Raw genomic sequence first — 16,760 nt, 5'->3', positions numbered from 1 at the left:
CACCATCGACATCGCCACCATCAAGATCTGGCTCCGCGACCTCGCCCGCGAAACCTGATCCACAAGACACGGCCTAGTTCACGATGCCCCGCAGAGCCCGCTCGCAACTCCCCTCGAACCACCTGCGTGGTCCAGCAATCGGCGTCAATCAGCAGGTCCTGCAGGACGTCCAACCGGTCGGCCAGGGTGAAGTGACTGAGAACCATCGTGTCGAGCACAAAGGCGGAGGTGGCTTGCGCCCCCGCCGACCGACTCACGGCGCGATCTCCAGGTCGTCGTCCTGCGGTAGGTCCGCCTCGCCGATGTGGCCGTGCATCAGCTCCAGCGCCCTGGCACGGCTGATTGGTTTGTTGCGCAACGCTTCCATCACGGCCGTCGCGTATGCGGGCGATACCCGTACGGACTCGAGGTCGGGCTGCGGCACCCAGCCCAGTGCCTCCATGAACTCCACGTGGGTCGGCCGAACCTGACTCCAGGCCCGGCGGCGAAGGCATCGATCACTCCCTCCCGTTCTGCACGCGAGGCACTCAGGCCGAGGTCGGCGGAATACTCATCACCGATGATGAGATGCCCTAACTCATGCGCAGCGGTAGCCCGCCGGCGGCCAGGATCACCCGTCGTGCTCACGACAGCGACGGCAATCTTTCCCTCGATGAGCGATGCGCCGTCGCCTGGCAGGTCGATGACCAGGACCCATTGACCGGCACGCTCACAGACTTCCACCACGCTGCCGATCGGCTCGTCCCCGAGCCCGAACCGCTGCCGCAACCACCCGGCTGCCCGACGCGCGTCATCCTCGGACTCCACCGGATGCGGGTAGCGAAGCAGCGGACGGGGACGCAGTACCCCGAGATCGAGCAACTGTTGGACGTTGCGCAGCCACTCAACCATCGCGATTTCAAGGCGCTCCGACGAGCGTGCTGCCTCGGTGTCAGTTTCCTCAGTCAGGGGGCCGCCCGTCGGGATAACACCGCTGGCGGCGGCTGGATCAAGTACTCCATCGACACCTTCAGCGCCCTGGAAAGCCGCGCCAGTTCCAAGCCGTCCAAACGGCGGCTGCCAGCCTCGACCTTGGCCAGCATCGTGCGGTCGAGCCCCACCATCGCGGCGAGATCCTGCTGAGAGATCCCCAATGACAGGCGGGCTTGTCGTACCTGCTCACCAACGAGGGGCCAGCCATCAGCCATCAGCCATCAGCCATCAGCCATGGTGCGATAATCGCACGCCCGGCGATGGAATGGGTCAACGCACGGAAGTTCAGAATTGAGCTTCTTGCACGGACTGCGGACCGTAGCGGTGACAAGGGCATGTGTCAGTGACCTCGGTTCCGGCCGAGGAAGCACGACAGCAGTTGCCGAAACTCGTGCGGGTGCTCGATCGCCGGCACGTGCCCGCATCGGCCGAACACGTGCAGACGGACGTCGGCCAGGTGTTCGAGCAGGGGCCGAGTGGCGGTATCGAGCGGGGTGACGCGGTCCTGGGCGCCGTGCACGAGCAGCACGGGCGCGCGGATCGCCGCCAGCGTCTGCGCGGTGAGGGTGAGGTCGTCGACCCATCGTGCCCTCGGTGGAGGGAACAACGACGCGTACGCGGAAGCCCCGTCCCGCATCGCCGCCGCACGGGCCTCGACGGCCGCATCGGTCACGAGAGCTTGGTCGAGGAGGAGGCGGCTCAGCATGTCCCGTGCTCCGAGCGGGCCGGCGGGGGCGGCCCAGACCGCGTCGAGATCGGCGGACAGCGGTGCCCCGGGAGTGCCCATCGTCGAGACCGCCACGACACGGGTGACCTGCTCGGGCCGGGCGGCAGCCAACGCCAGCGCCACGGCGCCGCCCATGGAATGACCCACCACGGCGTAGCGCTCGACCCCCAGAGCATCCATCAGGCCCGCCGCCTGTTCCGTCCACAGCCGGAGTCCACCCCGCGAGCCGGCCGGCACTCGGGTACGGCCGAACCCCGCCTGGTCAGGAGCTACCAGGTGCCATGACGTGTCCAGCGCCTGCGCTGTCGTTGCCCAGGCGCCGGACCCGGTCGTGCCGGGTCCGGAGCCGTGCAGCATCAGCACCACGGGCCCGGCGCCGCTCTCCAGGACGTGGACGGGTGAATCGTCGACCATGACGGTCCGAAGTGCTGTCACCGGGACGGGCCAGTTGTGTTCATGCCGATGCGGAGCTGACGGACTTCGAGAAGACCTCCATCATCGCCCTGCCGAACTGCGGCATGTCGGGCCATCCCCGGCAGGAGACGAGGTTGCCGTCGACGACGTCGGGCGCGTCGATGACCGTCGCGCCCGCGTTCTCCATGTCACCCGTGATGGGCGGGAAGCACGCCGTCTTTCGACCCTTCAGGAGCCCGTACACCGCTGGTACCTGCGCACCGTGGCACACCAGCGCGATGGGAAGGTTGCGCGCGAAGAAGTGCTCGGTGATGCGCCTGACGTCGGCGTCGATCCGGATCCACTCGGGGGCACGTCCCCCGGGGATGATGAGGGCGTCATAGCGCTCGACGTCGACCTCGGCCCAGGGCACGTCGACCGGCAGCTTGCGCCCGTTCTTCTCCACGTAGGCGTCGGAGTTGGGGTCGAACTCGTGGATGACCAACTGCACGTCACGCAGCGTCCGTGATGAGACGTCGACGTCCCAGCCGCCCTCCTGCACGCGGTAGTAGGGATACATGGTGTCAAGTTCCTCGGCGGCGTCGCCGGTCAGGAGCAGCGCTCTGGGCACCTGCTTCTCCTCGCATCTGGTGGCGGGTGGTGGAGATCCGATCCGATCCGATCCGATGGCGATAGCATTCCTCGACCCAGCCCACCCGTCAAGCCTCTACCGCTATCGATTCCGCGTCCTTGACCTCGTCGAACAATCGTCGAAAACGCTCGCCGGAGCGCAGAATGTGCCGACGCATCGCGTAGGCGGCGGCGTCGGGGTCACGCGCGGCGATCGCGGCGACGACGTCCTCGTGCTCGGCCATGGCCAGGTGGGTGACCTGGGCGTCGTGGTGCAGCCGGAAGAGGTGCACGTGGCTGTGCAGGCGAGCGAGCGCCGCACGGATCACCTGGTTCTCCGCGCTAAGGGCGACCAGGTCGTGGAAAGCGGCGTCGCGGAGCCCGAAGGCGCCGTAGGCCGCGGACCCCTGGCCCCCCTCCAACTCCGCCATCTCCTCCAACATCCGTCGCAGTCCGGCCACCTGCTCAACAGAGGCCCGTTCGGCGGACCTGCGCGCCGCCGCGGGCTCGAGAAGCAGGCGCACCTCGAGCATGTCCTCGAACCGGTGGCGGGTGATCTGGGGAGGAATGCGGTAACCGGCATGCGGCACACGCACGACCAGCCCTTCGGCCTCCATGCGGTTCAGAGCGTCTCGGATCGGCGTCTGGGAGACTCCCAGCTCTCGCGCCAGGACGTCGATCGTGACGCGGGAGCCAGGCTCGATCCGTAGCGACATCAACTGTCCGAGCAGCGTGTCGTACACCTCGTCGGCGAGCCGCCCACCTGATCTTCCCACCGACATTCCTCCCGTCACGGCCTTGCGGCCCCGCGCGATCATCGTTTCGTCGTCCATCGTGACGTGAGGTCCCTTCTTGCGCCTTTGCGACCTGTTGACATCGGTCACAACGCTGCGGCATGCTGACGCCCCACCAGATCGTATAGGAAATGTGGCGGATGATCTTCATTCTCCACCTCGCGGCGCACTCTCGACGCCGGCCCTCACGACGGCCCGGCGCCACGCCCCACCAACCCGGCAACCGCTCGGCGAAGCACATAGCGAGGTTCTAGAAGTTCCCACCCAGAAAGCAGGCATAACATGCGCGATCAGAAGCGATTAGGACGAATGCCCGCTCCCGGCCGGAAGGTGCGGCTGGCAACAGCGGCCATGCTGCTGGTGGCCACGACCCTGGCGGCGTGCAGCGGCGACAAGGACGACGATGCTAAGGCGAGCGCCCCCAAGGCGCCGGCTGCCGTCCCGGAACTCACCAAGGACCCGCTGACCCTCAGCTTCATCTGGTTCGACTGGCCTCCCGCCCACGCACTGGAGGACTTCGCGAACGCGGAGTACAAGAAGGAGCGGCCGAACGCGACCATCAAGGTCAACACCGTGCCGAACGCGAACTGGCACGACGCGATGTTCACCCAGTTCGCCGCGCGCAAGACCGACTTCGACATCGCGATTCTGGACTCGCAGCACATCGGTGAGGCCGTGACGAACGGCAACATCCTCGACATCACCGACTTCGTCAAGAACAACATCGAGGTCAACGCCTACAACCCGTACCTCCTGGCGGCCTACGGCCAGTTCCCGCAGGCGGAGACCGGCAAGCGCGACGAGAACGCCAGCCTGTACGGCCTGCCGCTGCTCGGCGACACCTGGACGATGATCTACCGCAAGGACCTGATCGGCGACAAGCCGCCGCAGACCTGGGACCAGATGATCTCAGCCGCCGAGAAGTGTCAGGCGGACAACCCCGGCGTCAGCGGGCTGGCTTTCCACCAGGCCAACGGCTCCGACGCCGCGGCCGTCACCTACAACACGGTCAACGGCGTCTACGGCGGCAACCTCTGGGACGCCAAGAACCGCAAGATCGACGGCGTCCTCAACGACGCCGCGGGCCAGGAGGCGATGGACGTCCTGGTCAACAAGATGAAGCCGCTGACCGCCAAGGGCTCCGGCAACTGGTTCATCGACGAGGTGAACGCGGCGGTCGCCCAGGGCAAGGCGTGCATCGCGTTCAACTGGATCGCCGCGAGCGGCGGCCTGCTCGATCCGAAGCAGTCGACGCTCGGCACCACGCGGGAGCAGATTCTCGACAAGCTGGGCTTCGCCACCCTGCCGAGCCAGAAGACGAACCTGGTCCCCCTCGGCGGCATGGGGATGCACGTGTCGGCCTACTCCTCCTCCGCGAACCAGGCGGAGGCCCTGAACTTCATGAAGTGGTTCGAGCGGGCTGACATTCAGAAGAAGTGGGCCGCGGCTGGCGGCGTGCCGTCGCGTACCGATGCCCTGCAGTCGCCCGAGTTCCTCAATGCCGGGCCGTTCAACCAGGTGTACGCCGACTCCGTTCCGCGGATGCGGGACATGTGGAACGTGCCCGAGTACGCGCGCCTCGTCGACATCGAGAACACCAACGTGAACGCGGCCCTCAACGGTGCGAAGAAGCCGAAAGATGCGCTCGACGACATCGCCAAGGAGCAGCAGAGCGTGCTCGACTCCAGCAACCGCAAGGGTGGCGGCGGACTGTGAAAGACCCCGCCCCGATGACGACCGACCACCCCGGGCAGGTGGTGGCTGTGACGCCACCTGCACCGGGTCGGTCCCGCCGGCTGAGCGACCGCGGGCTCGCCGTGGCCTTCATCTCCCCCGCGATGCTGCTGTTGCTCGCCATGTCGGTGTTCCCGTTGCTGTGGTCGTTGTACCTGTCCTTCACCGATTACTCGGCCACCCGCGGCGGGCCTGCCAATTTCATCGGGTTCGGGAACTACACGGCCATCCTGACGTCGGCGCAGGTCCACACGAGGGCCTTGACGACGCTGATCTACGTGATCGGCGCGGTCGGCCTGCAGACCGTGCTCGGGTTCGGCATCGCCTACCTGATCTCACGACGCACGCGCGGGCGAGGAGTGCTCACCACTCTGTTCCTGGTTCCGATGATGCTGTCGCCGGTCGTCGTCGGGCTGTTCTGGCGATTCATGCTCGACGCGCAGTTCGGGGTGGTCAACAGCATGCTCGGCTCGGTCGGTCTGGGGCAGGTGGAGTGGCTCACCCGACAGCGGACGGCGCTGATTTCCCTGATCGTTGTCGACACCTGGCAGTGGACACCGTTCATCATGCTCATCGCACTTGCCGGCCTCAGCGCGGTGCCCAAGTACCTCTACGAGGCCGCCTCGATCGACCGGGCGTCCGAGTGGTTCCGGTTCCGCACGATCACGCTTCCGCTGGTGTGGCCGCTGCTCCTCATTGCCGTGATGTTCCGGGCCATCGAGGCCTTCCGGCTGTTCGACCTCGTCTACATCCTCACCAACGGAGGCCCGGGTGTCTCCACCGAGACGTTGTCGTTCCACATCTACAAGGTCGCGTTCCTCGGCTTCAACACCGGAACCGCCTCGGCGTACGGGATCCTCATGGTCCTCGTCGTCATCGTCCTCACGCAGTTCTACCTGCGCTACTTGAACAAGCTCAAGGAGGGCTGATGGCCGTCTCCGTCGACGAGGCCGTGTCCACCGGTCCTGCCCGGGATCACACGCCTCCCGCGCGCCGCCTCGGCGGCCGGGGCCGCTCCGTGCTGGAGGTCGCGCTGCTGACCGTGCTGGCCGTGGTGATGCTCTTTCCGGTGCTGTGGATGATCGAGACGTCCATCAAGGAGAACCGGGACGTCTACGCCATTCCGGCCAGGTTTCTCGACTTCAAGGTCACCCTTGACCACTACAGGGACGTGTTCGTCGCCCCCGACGGCGGTCGCTCGGCCTTGTCCGTCTCGTTCCTCAACTCCGTCGTGGTCGCCGGGGTGTCCACGGTGCTGGCCACCGTGCTGGGGGTCCCGGCGGCCTGGGCCTACTCACGCTTCGCCGTGAAGGCCAAGAAGGACCAACTGTTCTTCATCCTGTCCACCCGCTTCATGCCGCCCGTGGTGGTCGTGATCCCGATCTTCCTCATGTACCGCCAGGTCGGACTCATCGACAACAAGCTCGGCCTGATCCTCATCTACGCCGCGTTCAACGTCCCGTTCACGATCTGGATGATGAAGGGGTTCGTCAACGAGGTAGCCGCGGAGTACGAGGACGCCGCCATGCTCGACGGCTACACCCGGTTGCAGGCGTTCTGGAAATTCACCCTTCCCCTGCTCGTGCCCGGCATCGCCGCGACGGCGGTCTTCGCACTCATCTTCTCGTGGAACGAGTTCGTGTTCGCCACCTTCCTCACCTCCAGCGACAGCGTCCGGACCGCCCCACCCGCCATCGCCGGCCTCATCGGCGGCACCACCACCGACTGGGGTCTCGTGGCCGCCGCCTCCGTGGTGTTCGCCCTGCCGGTGCTCGTCTTCGCGTACCTGGTGCGAAAGCACCTCATCGCCGGTGTGACGCTCGGGGCGGTGCGACGCTGATGGCCGGCATCGAGGTGACCGCCCTGCACAAGCGCTACCCGGACGGAACCGTCGCAGTTGATCACGTGGACCTGTCCATCGGCCACGGCGAGCTGTTCGTGATGCTCGGCCCTTCGGGTTGCGGCAAGACGACCACGCTGCGGGCCATAGCCGGCCTGGAGAGGCAGACGACGGGCGACATCCGCATCGGCGACACGCTGGTCAACGACCTGCCGCCCGCCGAGCGCGACATCGCCATGGTGTTTCAGTTCTACGCTCTCTACCCGCACCTGAAGACCCGCGACAACCTGGCGTTCCCACTGCGGGCCGAGGGACTGCCCAAGCCGGAGGTGCACGCGCGGGTCGACGAGGCCGCCCGGCTGATGCGGCTCGGTCCGCTTCTGGACCGGCGACCGCGCCAACTGTCCGGCGGGGAGCAGCAGCGTGTCGCGCTTGCTCGTGCCCTGGTACGGCGACCGCGCGCATTCCTCATGGACGAGCCTCTCACCAATTTGGACGCAGAGCTGAGGGCGGACATGCGCACGGAGATCAAACACCTGCAGGGGAAACTGGGGGCGACGATGGTCTACGTCACCCATGATCAGGTGGAGGCGATGTCGCTCGGTCACCGGATCGCCATCCTCAACAAGGGCCGCGTCGAGCAGATCGGCACCCCGCTGGAGGTCTACGACCGTCCCGCGAGTCTGTTCTGCGCCGCATTCATCGGCTCCCCGCCGATGAACCTGATCGAGGTGGAGGTGGCCGACGGGAAGCTGCACGGTCAGGGCGGACTGGTTCTCACGCCACCGCCAGGCCTGCCGCGCGACAGTCGCCTGGTAGCGGGCGTCCGGCCGGAGGCGCTGGAAGTCACCGCGTCGGGGGCGGAAGGCTCGATCCCGGCCCGGGTGGTCTCGGCGGAGTGGCTGGGCGACGAAATCATCTACGTGGTCGACCACGGCGGCCAGCGGGACGTCCGGGTTCGGATGCCACCGACTATGCGTTTCGCCGCTGACGCAAAGGTCGGGCTGCGGCACACCGGCGGGACCCCGGCGGTCTACGACGTGAGCACGGAAGAGTTGGTGGCCTGATGGGAACCGTGGCAGCGCACGGGCTGCGCAAGTCCTTCGGCAAGGTCCAGGCCCTGGACGGGGTGACGCTGGACGTGCCGGACGGCTCGTTCTTCGTCGTGCTCGGGCCCTCCGGGGCAGGCAAGACGACGACGTTACGGGCGATCGCCGGCCTTGAGAAGCTTGACGGCGGGTCGGTCCGTCTGGACGGAAGGGACGCCACCGCTAACCCCCCGGCCGCACGCGACCTGGCCATGGTCTTCCAGAACTACGCCCTCTACCCGCGACACACGGTGTACGAGAACATCGCCTCGCCGCTGCGGGCACGCCGTAGTTCCGCGGGCGAGATCGCCGCCGCCGTCGAGCGGATGTCGAGCCTGCTGCACATCGAACGTCTGCTGCAGCGTCGTCCCGCCCAGTTGTCGGGCGGTGAGATGCAGCGGGTCGCCCTGGCCCGGGCGCTGGTCCGACGCCCGCGCGCGTTCCTCATGGACGAGCCGCTGACCAACCTCGACCTCAAGCTCCGCGTCGAGATGCGCACCGAGCTCACCCGCATCCACCGGAGCCTCGGAGCAACCTTCGTCTACGTGACCAACGACCAGGTCGAGGCCCTGTCCATGGCCGACCAGGTGGCGGTCCTGAAGGAGGGGAAGGTGCAGCAGGTCGGAACGCCGACCGAGGTGTACGAGCGTCCCGCCAACCAGTGGGTCGCCGGATTCGTCGGGAGCCCGCCGATCAGCCTGCTCGCCTGTCACGCCGAGGGAGATCGTCTGGTGGGCGCGGAAGGCTGGACGCTGCCGCGGCCCCGCTGGACCACGGCCGAGGACGGGCGCCCGCTGCTGCTGGGCCTGCGCGCGGAGGATCTGTCGGTCGAGCAGCGTGGGGAGGCGTCGTTGTCGGGGGACCTCTACGGGCTTGAGCCGCTGGGTGACCGAACGGTGGTGGACGTCCGAGTGGGGACGGCGCTCCTCAAGGTCAAGGCACGACCCAGCGTCACGGGTACCCCGGGCGAGCGGCTGCATGTCACGGTCGACCTGGACCGCGCGCACCTGTTCGACGCGGACACCGGGCTGTCGCTGTCCGAGGCCGGGCGGTAACCGCGCCGGGCGGCGACGGCAGCCTGCGCCCGCACGTGGTGGTCGAAGCTCGGCGGACCGACACCGGTGCACACGGCCTGCCGACGCCGAGACCGCCGTGGGAGGTCGCCCCGCAGACAGGGCCAGGGCCACATTCGACGCTCGGCAACCTAGCCCCCGACGAGGACGTGTGACCCGTCCGTCTGCGCGCCCAGTGCAACCGCCGACGCGTTTCGGACATCGCCATGAAGATCACAGGAGGCGACGCAATGAACGACCCGATGAACGTCCTGGTCCCCGAGCACCGGCGGCTCCGGATCGGCGACGCCTGGCGCGATGCCGCAAGCGGAGCCACCTTTGCCGTCGAGGACCCGGCCACCGGCAAGACCATCGCCGAGGTGGCGGACGCCGACGTCGTTGATGGTCTCGCCGCTCTGGACGCGGCGAGCACGGCGATGGCGCAGTGGGCGGCGACCCCGCCACGGAAGCGCTCAGAGTTGTTGACCGCGACGTACCGGGCGCTGACCGAGCGATCCGAGGAGGTCGCCCGGTTGATAACGCTCGAGATGGGCAAGCCGCTCGCCGAGGCTCGGGCGGAGGTGGCCTACGGCGCCGAGTTCTTCCGGTGGTTCGCCGAGGAGGCCGTGCGCGTCGAGGGGCGCTACAGCATCGCCCCCGCAGGTGGATATCGCATCCTCACCGTGCCGAAGCCGGTCGGACCGTGCGTCTTCGTGACGCCCTGGAACTTTCCGTTGGCCATGGGTGCCCGCAAGATCGCTCCCGCGCTGGCCGCCGGCTGCACGACGATCACCAAGCCAGCAGGCCAGACGCCACTCACCATGCTGTTCCTGGCCCGCATCATGCAAGAGGTCGGCGTTCCCCCGGGCGTCGTCAACGTGGTGACCACCAAGCGTTCCGGCGCGGTGGTCTCCGCACTGCTGGCCGACAGTCGGACCCGCAAGCTCTCGTTCACCGGGTCGACCGAGGTCGGGCGCGTGCTGCTCCGGCAGGCTGCGGACAACGTGCTGCGTACCTCGATGGAACTGGGCGGCAACGCGGCCTTGATCGTGTGCGCGGACGCCGACCTGGACGTCGCGCTCGACGGCGCCATGGTGGCCAAGATGCGCAACATCGGCGAGTCCTGCATCGCGGCCAACCGGATCTACGTCGAGGAGCCGGTGCGCGAGGAGTTCACGGCGCGCTTCGCCGAGCGGATGGGCGCGCTGTCGGTGGGCCACGGTCTCGACGACGGCGTCGACGTCGGGGCGTTGATCGACGAGGCCGCGGTCACCGGGATCGACGAACTCGTCGCCGACGCGGTCGATCGCGGCGCCCGGGTCCTGGTGGGCGGTGAGCGACCGGACGGGCCGGGCCACTTCTACCCGCCCACGGTACTCGTCGACGTGCCCGAGGACGCGCGGATGCTCAAGGCCGAGATCTTCGGCCCGGTGGCGCCGATCATCTCGTTCACGTCCGACGACGAGGTGCTGGCGAAGGCCAACGACACCGAGTACGGCCTGGTCGGATACGTCTTCACCCGTGACCTCCAGCGGGCGCTCAGGTTCACCGAGGGGCTGCATACGGGAATGCTCGGCATCAACCGCGGTCTGATCTCGGACCCGTCAGCGCCGTTCGGAGGCGTGAAGCAGTCCGGGATCGGCAGGGAGGGGTCGCACGAGGGCATCCTCGAGTACCTCGACCTCACCTACGCGGCGATCGACCTACCGTGACCGACCTGCTGCTCCGGGCGCCCGCCGCCGCTCATCGCGCCCCGTGCACACATCACGCCGACGTTCCGGAGAGGCACTGACATGCTCGAGACCGTCCGCGGACCACGCCAGCTGATAGTGGGCGAAGGGGTCGCGCAGAACATCCCACGAGTGGTGGCCGAGAGTGGCTCACGCGTCCTCATCGTGACCGACCAGGTTCTTCTGGGGCAGCCGGGCGTGGCCGAGATCGTGGCCGCCGTGCGGGAGAAGGTCGAGGCCGTCGAGGTTTTCTCCGACGCGACTTCTGACGTGCCGCTCTCCGATGTCGCCCTGGCCGTCTCGGTCGCGGCCAAGGTGGACGCCGACGTCATCCTCGCCATCGGCGGTGGCACGGTGATCGACCTCGCCAAGATCGTCGGTGTCATCCGGCGTCACGGTGGGACGCCGCGCGACTTCTACGGCGAGTCGAAGGTGCCGGGGCCGACGGTGCCTCTCGTCGCGGTACCGACGACGTCAGGCACCGGCTCCGAGCTCACACCCGTATCGGTGTTGACCGACCCGGACCGCGCGCTCAAGGTGGGGGTTTCCAGCGTCCACATCGTGCCCGACTTCGCCATCGTCGACCCCGAACTCACGTACACCTGCCCGGCGACCGTCACCGCCCACTCCGGCATCGACGCGTTCTGCCACGCCGTGGAGAGCTACACCGCGCGACCCCGGGCCCACGGACCGCGCGACCCGGTGGAGCAGGTCTTTCTCGGCCGCAACCCGATCACCGACCACTACGCGCTCCTGGCCGCGGAGCGGATCGCCCGTAGCCTGCGTCGTGCCGTCCGGGACGGCGGCGACACGGACGCGCGCGCGGACATGTCCTACGGGTCCATGCTCGCCGGGCTCGCCTTCTCCCACGCGGGCAACGCGGCCCCGCACGCTCTCCAGTATCCCATCGGCGCCGCCACGCACACGCCGCACGGCCTGGGCGTCGGACTGTTACTCCCCTACGCGCTGGACGCGGCAAGGGATGCCATCGGCGACCGGTTGGCCATCCTCGCCGGGGTGTGCGGGCTCGACGTGAGCGACGCCTCGGACGCCGAGGCCGCAGACACGTTCCTCGGCTGGCTCGACGGGCTCCGTGCCGACATCGGCATCCCTCCCACCCTGGCGGACATCGGCGTGGCGCGCGCCGACCTCCCGCGCTTCGCGGAGATGGCCAGTGGCGTCACCCGCCTGATCCAGAACCATCCGGGCCCGACCGACACCGCCAGCCTGACCGCGATTCTCGAAGCGGCCTGGACCGGGGACCGCACACGACAGTCCTGACTCGGAGCAGAGACAGTTACCGGCCTTTCGCAGGATGACGACGTCCGTGCCCCACCTCGGGTGTCGGAATGTCCGGCTACGCCATCGCGCCCGACGTCGCAGCCTTCCTCGATCCACTCACCCCGACCAGGCGGTGATGCTGATCCATGACGGATGCGGCGGAATCGCGAAGGACCCAGGACCAGCACGCGGGCCATAAGATCCACCTCTATGGTCCGCACCACGCCTCCGCGTCCCTGGACATCACCGCGCTCTTCCCCGAACTGCGGGAACACTCGAGCACGGCTACCCGCCTGCATCCCCGACCCGGCGCTCCGACCATTGGGGACAGCTCGGTCGGCGGACCGCTGCTGTGGCCGGCCGACGAGGTATGGCCGGTCTGCGACGACGCCGGGGCGCACGAGCCATACAACCTGACCACCCCGGCGGCCTTGCGCCGCAGGCGGGAGATCCTCGCGACCGCGGAGGCTCGGGAGCCATTGCCGGGCGGGGACTTCTTGACCGCCGAGGAGCGGGCCGAGCTCGATGCGGCCAATGCTCTGGACCTGGACGACCTGATCGAGGATCCCATCCCGCTGGTCCCGGTCGCGCAGCTCTACCGACGAGACATCCCGGATTACGCCGGTCCCTACGACACCGACCTGCTCCAGGTGCTGTGGTGCCCGGTAGACCACTCGGACCGGCACTACAGCCCTCGTGTCTCCCTCTACTGGCGCGACAGTTCCGCCGTCGGCCCACAGCTCGAAGCGCCTCCCGAGCCGCTGGTGATCAGCGACATGTACCTGCCGGTGCCGTGCGTGGTGCACCCCGAGCAGGTCCGCGAGTACCAATACGCCGACCTGCTCCCCGATGACCTACGCGAGCGGATCGACGAGTGGGATGACGACGAGGACGAGAGCCGTCCGCACTATCAAGCCGACTTGTCGTTGGCGCCGGGATGGAAGGTCGGCGGGTACACGAACTGGTCACTGACCGATCCGTACCCGATGGATTGTGCTGTCTGCGGCACCACGATGACCTTGATGTTCACCGTCGACTCGGGCGACTGGAACGGCATGCATTGCAGCTGGCGCCCGTCCGAGGAGAACCCGGCCGCGTCGCCAGACATCGTCGGTGTGCAGATCGGGCGCGGCTACTCGCTGTACACCTTCCGCTGCCCCGAATCATTCGACCATCCGCCGGCCACCGCCATGCAGTGACCCGGCCTCCCTCCATGGCCTACCGGCCTCTCGAGCGGACTCAACTCGACGTCGGTGGACGCCGGTAGCCGGTGCCCTCGCCGACTGCTTTCGCAGGTCGAGGCCGGGACCCGGCGCCATTATGCAAGAGTGACTCACGTTGCCCGGGCCGCGCAGGCCGTACCCGCGGCTCGTCGCCGCGGTAGTCCTGTTGGCGCTCGGCGCGGCCGTGGCCTGGGAAGCGGCGACACGCTGGGGCTGAGCCACGCCCCCGCCGCAGGCCCGCGCGAGGACGCTGTCGCCGCGTCGGCGCGGACGCCCGCGCCGGTCCCGCCGTTGGCGTCCCTCGTCGTGCCCGACGAGCCGCGCCTCACGAAGGCCGCAGCCGCCGTCGCCGACGCGGTCGTCTTCCGCGGCCTACCCCGGCCGGTGCGCGTTCCGGCCCCGCAGTACGCCGTCGGCCGCCTGGCCTGGGACCCGCACACCGGGCCGGCGCAGGTCACGGCGGAGTGGGCGTACCGCACGTTCTCCGGCGACCCGACCACTGTCGCCGCGATCGGGCAGGCCATGGCGCTGTCCCGGCAGGCCGTCACCAAAGGCCTCTACATCGGTCCGTACGCCGACCGGTCGGTACGGGCGCTCGGGCTGGAACCGCCGCCCATGGACAACCACACCTATGTCAGCCGTCCGACGGCCGCTTCCCGGTAGCCGCGACGGCGCTCGACCCGGTCACCCACTCCCCCCGCTGACGGCCGCCATCATGATCAGGGTACGTCGCCGCCGCCGGCTCATGAGCGCGAAGCAGGCGGTGAGCACCACCAACTCCAGCTCGGCCCAGTCGCCGGTGACCTCGACACGGATCGGCCCGCCGAATCGGCCGGGAAGGCGCACCGCGAGGCGGTGTCCGTCGCGTACCAGCTCACCCCCACCGTGACCGGGCATCCACCGGGCCACCCCGCCGGGCCCCGGCACGTGTGACCAGCCCGGATCGAGCCGAACCGGCACGCCGTGCTCGCCTCGGGCGGTGAACCCGATGCGTCGGCGTCCGGTCGGTTCGACAGTCCACCGGCCGGTGCCGGTGCGGATCTCACCGCACCGCCAGGTCCAGCCGGTACGCAGCGAGGCGTGCGCCGCGGAGTCGAGGACGAAGACCCCGTCCTGTTTGCGTACGGTCAGCGCGGTCATCGGTTCGCCCCCGCCGGGCACGACCGGGGCAGGCCGAGGATGAGGATGACGCCGACGCTCAGGTGCAGCAGCGCGAGGGTCACCTTCGCGCCCCCGCCGACGCCACTGGGTGGGCCGGCCACCACCGCGGCTCGTCCAAGGGAAAGGTTGTTCGTCATGGCCTGAGTCTGCGGACCGGGCCGGGCCCGACGCGTCGGCCCAGACGCCGCTGCGGCCACGTCTCCCGGTGGCTCGGCGTACTACCAAAGAAGGTGGTCCGGCCCCCCGCGACCCCAGTAGCCTGCGCGATGTGGATGCGGCGACGTGCGAGGTCAAACAGCCGAGGGCGTGGCGTTTCGTCCCGGTAGGCGTGACGACCGTGGCGGTCGGCGTCCTCGTCGCGACCATGCTGTGGTCCGGCACCCGTTCCAGCTCCACCGGTCTGATCGGCCTCGACGTCGCGCTGGCGGTAACCGCCCTGATCCTCGTTCCGGTGATCCTCCGCCACCCGCAGGTCGGTGGCGTGCTGGCCGGCCTGCTCGTCGCGCTGTCCGCGGTGGCCACGCCGGTGGCCAGCTTCGCGGTGCTCTTCACCGCCCGCAACCGGCCGTTTCGGCACGCAGCGGTGGTGGCGGCGGTCGGCGTGGCGGGCGAGGCCGTGCAGGCGTCCTGGCGGCCGGTGCCCAGCCTGCCGTACGGCTGGCGGCTGGTGCTGATGACGATCGCGTACGCGGCCCTGCTCGGCTGGGGCACCTGGGCACAGGCCCGCAACGCCCTGCTGGCGGCGCTGCGGGACCGGGCCCGGCGGGCCGAGCAGGAGCAGGAGCGACGGGTCGGCGAGGCCCGGGCCGCGGAGCGCCACCGCATCGCACGGGAGATGCACGACGTGCTGGCCCACCGGCTGTCCCTGCTGGCGGCGGCCGCCGGCGCGATGGAGTACCGGCCGGACGCACCGCCCGAGCGGCTCAGCGCCGCCGCCGGGGTGATCCGGGCCAGCGCGCACCACGCCCTCGACGAGCTGCGCGAGGTCATCACCCTGCTGCGCAGCGACGACGCCGAGTCCCCGACCGACGCACCACCCGGGCAGACCCTCGTTGACCTGCCGCGCCTGGTCGACGAGGCGCGGGCCGCCGGGCAACAGATCGAGATCGACGATCCGCTCGGGCCACCGGCCGAGATCCCTGCCACGGTGGGCCGCACCGCGTACCGGATCGCTCAGGAGGCGTTGACCAACGCCCGCAAGCACGCGGCTGGCCAGCCGGTCCGCCTGGTGCTCGGCGGCGCGCCCGGCGCCGGCCTGAGCATCACGGTGAGCAACCCGACCACGCCCGACAGCGGCGTCACCGGCGGCGCCGGCACCGGCCTCATCGGCCTCGCCGAACGGGCTGAGCTCACCGGCGGTCGGGTCACCCACCACATCGACGCCGCGGGTCGGTTCCACCTCGCCGCGTGGCTGCCATGGCCGCGGTGACCGCCCCGATCCGGGTCGTCATCGTCGACGACGATCCTCTCGTACGGGGAATGCTCACGCTGATGCTCGACGGCGCCGACGGGATCGCCGTGGTGGGCGAGGCCGCGGACGGCGCCACGGCGATCACGGCGGTGGACCGGCACCTGCCCGACGTGGTGCTGATGGACATCAGGATGCCGGGCGTCAACGGCATCACCGCCACCGAACGTCTGCGCCGCCGCCATCGGCCACCCGAGATCATCGTGCTCACCACGTTCGACACCGACGAGCACGTGCTGCGGGCCCTCCGCGCCGGCGCGAGCGGCTTCCTGCTCAAGGACACCCCGCCCGAGCAAATCAGCCAGGCGGTACGCGCGGTCGCGGCCGGCCACCCGATGCTGTCTCCGGGCGTGACGCGCCGACTCATGCAGCGGGTCGCCTCCGGGGCCGAGTCCTACGAGCAGGCGCACGAACGGTTGGCCCTGCTCACACCGAGGGAACGCGACGTCGTGCGGGCCATCGGACAGGGGCGCTCCAACGCCGAGGTCGCCAGCGAGCTGCTGATGAGCGTGACGACGGTAAAGGCCCACGTCTCGCACATCCTGACCAAGCTGGATCTCGACAACCGTACCCAGATCGCCCTGCTCGCCCACGACGGCCGGCTCCTCTGACGCGCCTCACCGGCTCCCAAGCCAGCAGGGTCGGCAGGACGAGCAGGCCAGCGTCG

18 protein-coding genes are annotated in these 16,760 nt (G+C 69.1%); 11 read left to right on the top strand and 7 right to left on the bottom strand.

Annotation, left to right across the window (positions count from 1 at the left end; genetic code table 11):
- Window positions 1-253 precede the first annotated feature (253 nt).
- The 5 genes from ACLQ24_RS08290 to ACLQ24_RS08270 form a co-directional block, all read right to left on the bottom strand.
- Window positions 254-451 carry a hypothetical protein gene (locus ACLQ24_RS08290; RefSeq protein WP_425890130.1) on the bottom strand — a complete coding sequence of 66 codons (198 nt, stop codon included), beginning with the start codon at window positions 449-451 and terminating at the stop codon, window positions 254-256.
- A 493-nt stretch (window positions 452-944) separates the two neighbouring features.
- Window positions 945-1,103, bottom strand: coding sequence for a helix-turn-helix domain-containing protein (locus ACLQ24_RS08285; RefSeq protein ID WP_425890136.1), 159 nt, complete (start codon window positions 1,101-1,103; stop codon window positions 945-947).
- A gap of 209 nt (window positions 1,104-1,312) precedes the next feature.
- Window positions 1,313-2,134 carry an alpha/beta fold hydrolase gene (locus tag ACLQ24_RS08280; RefSeq protein ID WP_425890128.1) on the bottom strand — a complete coding sequence of 274 codons (822 nt, stop codon included), beginning with the start codon at window positions 2,132-2,134 and terminating at the stop codon, window positions 1,313-1,315.
- A gap of 19 nt (window positions 2,135-2,153) precedes the next feature.
- Window positions 2,154-2,723 (bottom strand): DJ-1/PfpI family protein, encoded by a 570-nt coding sequence (locus ACLQ24_RS08275; RefSeq protein WP_425890126.1) that lies wholly within the window; start codon window positions 2,721-2,723, stop codon window positions 2,154-2,156.
- 88 nt (window positions 2,724-2,811) lie between these two features.
- Complete coding sequence (locus ACLQ24_RS08270; protein WP_425890124.1) at window positions 2,812-3,606, bottom strand: GntR family transcriptional regulator; 795 nt, start codon at window positions 3,604-3,606, stop codon at window positions 2,812-2,814.
- Between the two features lie 192 nt (window positions 3,607-3,798).
- Between ACLQ24_RS08270 and ACLQ24_RS08265 the strand changes: the two genes are divergently transcribed.
- The 9 genes from ACLQ24_RS08265 (at window position 3,799) to ACLQ24_RS08225 (ending at window position 14,127) form a co-directional block, all read left to right on the top strand.
- Window positions 3,799-5,232, top strand: a complete 1,434-nt coding sequence (locus tag ACLQ24_RS08265) for an extracellular solute-binding protein (RefSeq protein ID WP_425890122.1) — start codon at window positions 3,799-3,801, stop codon at window positions 5,230-5,232.
- A gap of 14 nt (window positions 5,233-5,246) precedes the next feature.
- Complete coding sequence (locus ACLQ24_RS08260) at window positions 5,247-6,179, top strand: carbohydrate ABC transporter permease (protein ID WP_425890120.1); 933 nt, start codon at window positions 5,247-5,249, stop codon at window positions 6,177-6,179.
- Window positions 6,179-7,090, top strand: a complete 912-nt coding sequence (locus tag ACLQ24_RS08255) for a carbohydrate ABC transporter permease (RefSeq protein WP_425890118.1) — start codon at window positions 6,179-6,181, stop codon at window positions 7,088-7,090. The genes ACLQ24_RS08260 and ACLQ24_RS08255 overlap by 1 nt, the downstream gene beginning before the upstream one ends.
- A complete protein-coding gene (locus ACLQ24_RS08250; protein WP_425890116.1) occupies window positions 7,090-8,157 on the top strand; it encodes an ABC transporter ATP-binding protein in 1,068 nt (355 codons plus the stop codon). Before ACLQ24_RS08255 ends, ACLQ24_RS08250 begins: the two co-directional genes overlap by 1 nt.
- Window positions 8,157-9,233 carry an ABC transporter ATP-binding protein gene (locus ACLQ24_RS08245; protein ID WP_425890114.1) on the top strand — a complete coding sequence of 359 codons (1,077 nt, stop codon included), beginning with the start codon at window positions 8,157-8,159 and terminating at the stop codon, window positions 9,231-9,233. The genes ACLQ24_RS08250 and ACLQ24_RS08245 overlap by 1 nt, the downstream gene beginning before the upstream one ends.
- Window positions 9,234-9,481: 248 nt before the next feature.
- On the top strand, window positions 9,482-10,942 hold the full coding sequence (locus ACLQ24_RS08240; protein ID WP_425890112.1) for an NAD-dependent succinate-semialdehyde dehydrogenase: 1,461 nt from the start codon (window positions 9,482-9,484) through the stop codon (window positions 10,940-10,942).
- 117 nt (window positions 10,943-11,059) lie between these two features.
- The gene (locus ACLQ24_RS08235; RefSeq protein WP_425890110.1) at window positions 11,060-12,241 is read left to right on the top strand and encodes an iron-containing alcohol dehydrogenase; all 1,182 of its coding nucleotides are present in this window, start codon (window positions 11,060-11,062) and stop codon (window positions 12,239-12,241) included.
- Window positions 12,242-12,387: 146 nt separating this feature from the next.
- Entirely contained in the window at window positions 12,388-13,440 is a 1,053-nt protein-coding gene (locus ACLQ24_RS08230; RefSeq protein ID WP_425890109.1) for a hypothetical protein, read from the top strand.
- A gap of 129 nt (window positions 13,441-13,569) precedes the next feature.
- Window positions 13,570-14,127, top strand: a complete 558-nt coding sequence (locus tag ACLQ24_RS08225) for a hypothetical protein (protein ID WP_425890107.1) — start codon at window positions 13,570-13,572, stop codon at window positions 14,125-14,127.
- 21 nt (window positions 14,128-14,148) lie between these two features.
- Here the strand turns inward: ACLQ24_RS08225 and ACLQ24_RS08220 are convergent, their stop codons facing one another.
- Window positions 14,149-14,604: a hypothetical protein gene (locus tag ACLQ24_RS08220; protein WP_425890105.1), complete on the bottom strand. Its 456-nt coding sequence runs from the start codon at window positions 14,602-14,604 to the stop codon at window positions 14,149-14,151.
- Window positions 14,601-14,762: a hypothetical protein gene (locus ACLQ24_RS08215; RefSeq protein WP_425890104.1), complete on the bottom strand. Its 162-nt coding sequence runs from the start codon at window positions 14,760-14,762 to the stop codon at window positions 14,601-14,603. The genes ACLQ24_RS08220 and ACLQ24_RS08215 overlap by 4 nt, the downstream gene beginning before the upstream one ends.
- Before the next feature lie 191 nt (window positions 14,763-14,953).
- Here ACLQ24_RS08215 and ACLQ24_RS08210 point away from each other — a divergent pair, with 191 nt between their 5' ends.
- Together ACLQ24_RS08210 and ACLQ24_RS08205 are read left to right on the top strand one after the other, a co-directional pair.
- The gene (locus tag ACLQ24_RS08210; RefSeq protein ID WP_425890103.1) at window positions 14,954-16,054 is read left to right on the top strand and encodes a sensor histidine kinase; all 1,101 of its coding nucleotides are present in this window, start codon (window positions 14,954-14,956) and stop codon (window positions 16,052-16,054) included.
- Window positions 16,042-16,704 (top strand): response regulator, encoded by a 663-nt coding sequence (locus ACLQ24_RS08205; RefSeq protein WP_425890102.1) that lies wholly within the window; start codon window positions 16,042-16,044, stop codon window positions 16,702-16,704. The genes ACLQ24_RS08210 and ACLQ24_RS08205 overlap by 13 nt, the downstream gene beginning before the upstream one ends.
- Window positions 16,705-16,760: the final 56 nt, after the last annotated feature.

The organism is Micromonospora sp. DT4 (assembly GCF_049841675.1).
Taxonomy (GTDB): Bacteria; Actinomycetota; Actinomycetes; order Mycobacteriales; family Micromonosporaceae; genus Micromonospora.
This window is presented reverse-complemented; position numbering and strand designations above follow the sequence as displayed.

Coding starts and splice junctions, on each gene's coding strand:
- ACLQ24_RS08220 (WP_425890105.1), bottom strand. CDS start 14,604: ATGACCGCGCTGACCGTACGCAAACAGGACGGGGTCTTCGTCCTCGAC.
- ACLQ24_RS08215 (WP_425890104.1), bottom strand. CDS start 14,762: ATGACGAACAACCTTTCCCTTGGACGAGCCGCGGTGGTGGCCGGCCCA.
- ACLQ24_RS08240 (WP_425890112.1), top strand. CDS start 9,482: ATGAACGACCCGATGAACGTCCTGGTCCCCGAGCACCGGCGGCTCCGG.
- ACLQ24_RS08205 (WP_425890102.1), top strand. CDS start 16,042: ATGGCCGCGGTGACCGCCCCGATCCGGGTCGTCATCGTCGACGACGAT.
- ACLQ24_RS08260 (WP_425890120.1), top strand. CDS start 5,247: ATGACGACCGACCACCCCGGGCAGGTGGTGGCTGTGACGCCACCTGCA.
- ACLQ24_RS08255 (WP_425890118.1), top strand. CDS start 6,179: ATGGCCGTCTCCGTCGACGAGGCCGTGTCCACCGGTCCTGCCCGGGAT.
- ACLQ24_RS08285 (WP_425890136.1), bottom strand. CDS start 1,103: ATGGTGGGGCTCGACCGCACGATGCTGGCCAAGGTCGAGGCTGGCAGC.
- ACLQ24_RS08265 (WP_425890122.1), top strand. CDS start 3,799: ATGCGCGATCAGAAGCGATTAGGACGAATGCCCGCTCCCGGCCGGAAG.
- ACLQ24_RS08245 (WP_425890114.1), top strand. CDS start 8,157: ATGGGAACCGTGGCAGCGCACGGGCTGCGCAAGTCCTTCGGCAAGGTC.
- ACLQ24_RS08230 (WP_425890109.1), top strand. CDS start 12,388: ATGACGGATGCGGCGGAATCGCGAAGGACCCAGGACCAGCACGCGGGC.
- ACLQ24_RS08250 (WP_425890116.1), top strand. CDS start 7,090: ATGGCCGGCATCGAGGTGACCGCCCTGCACAAGCGCTACCCGGACGGA.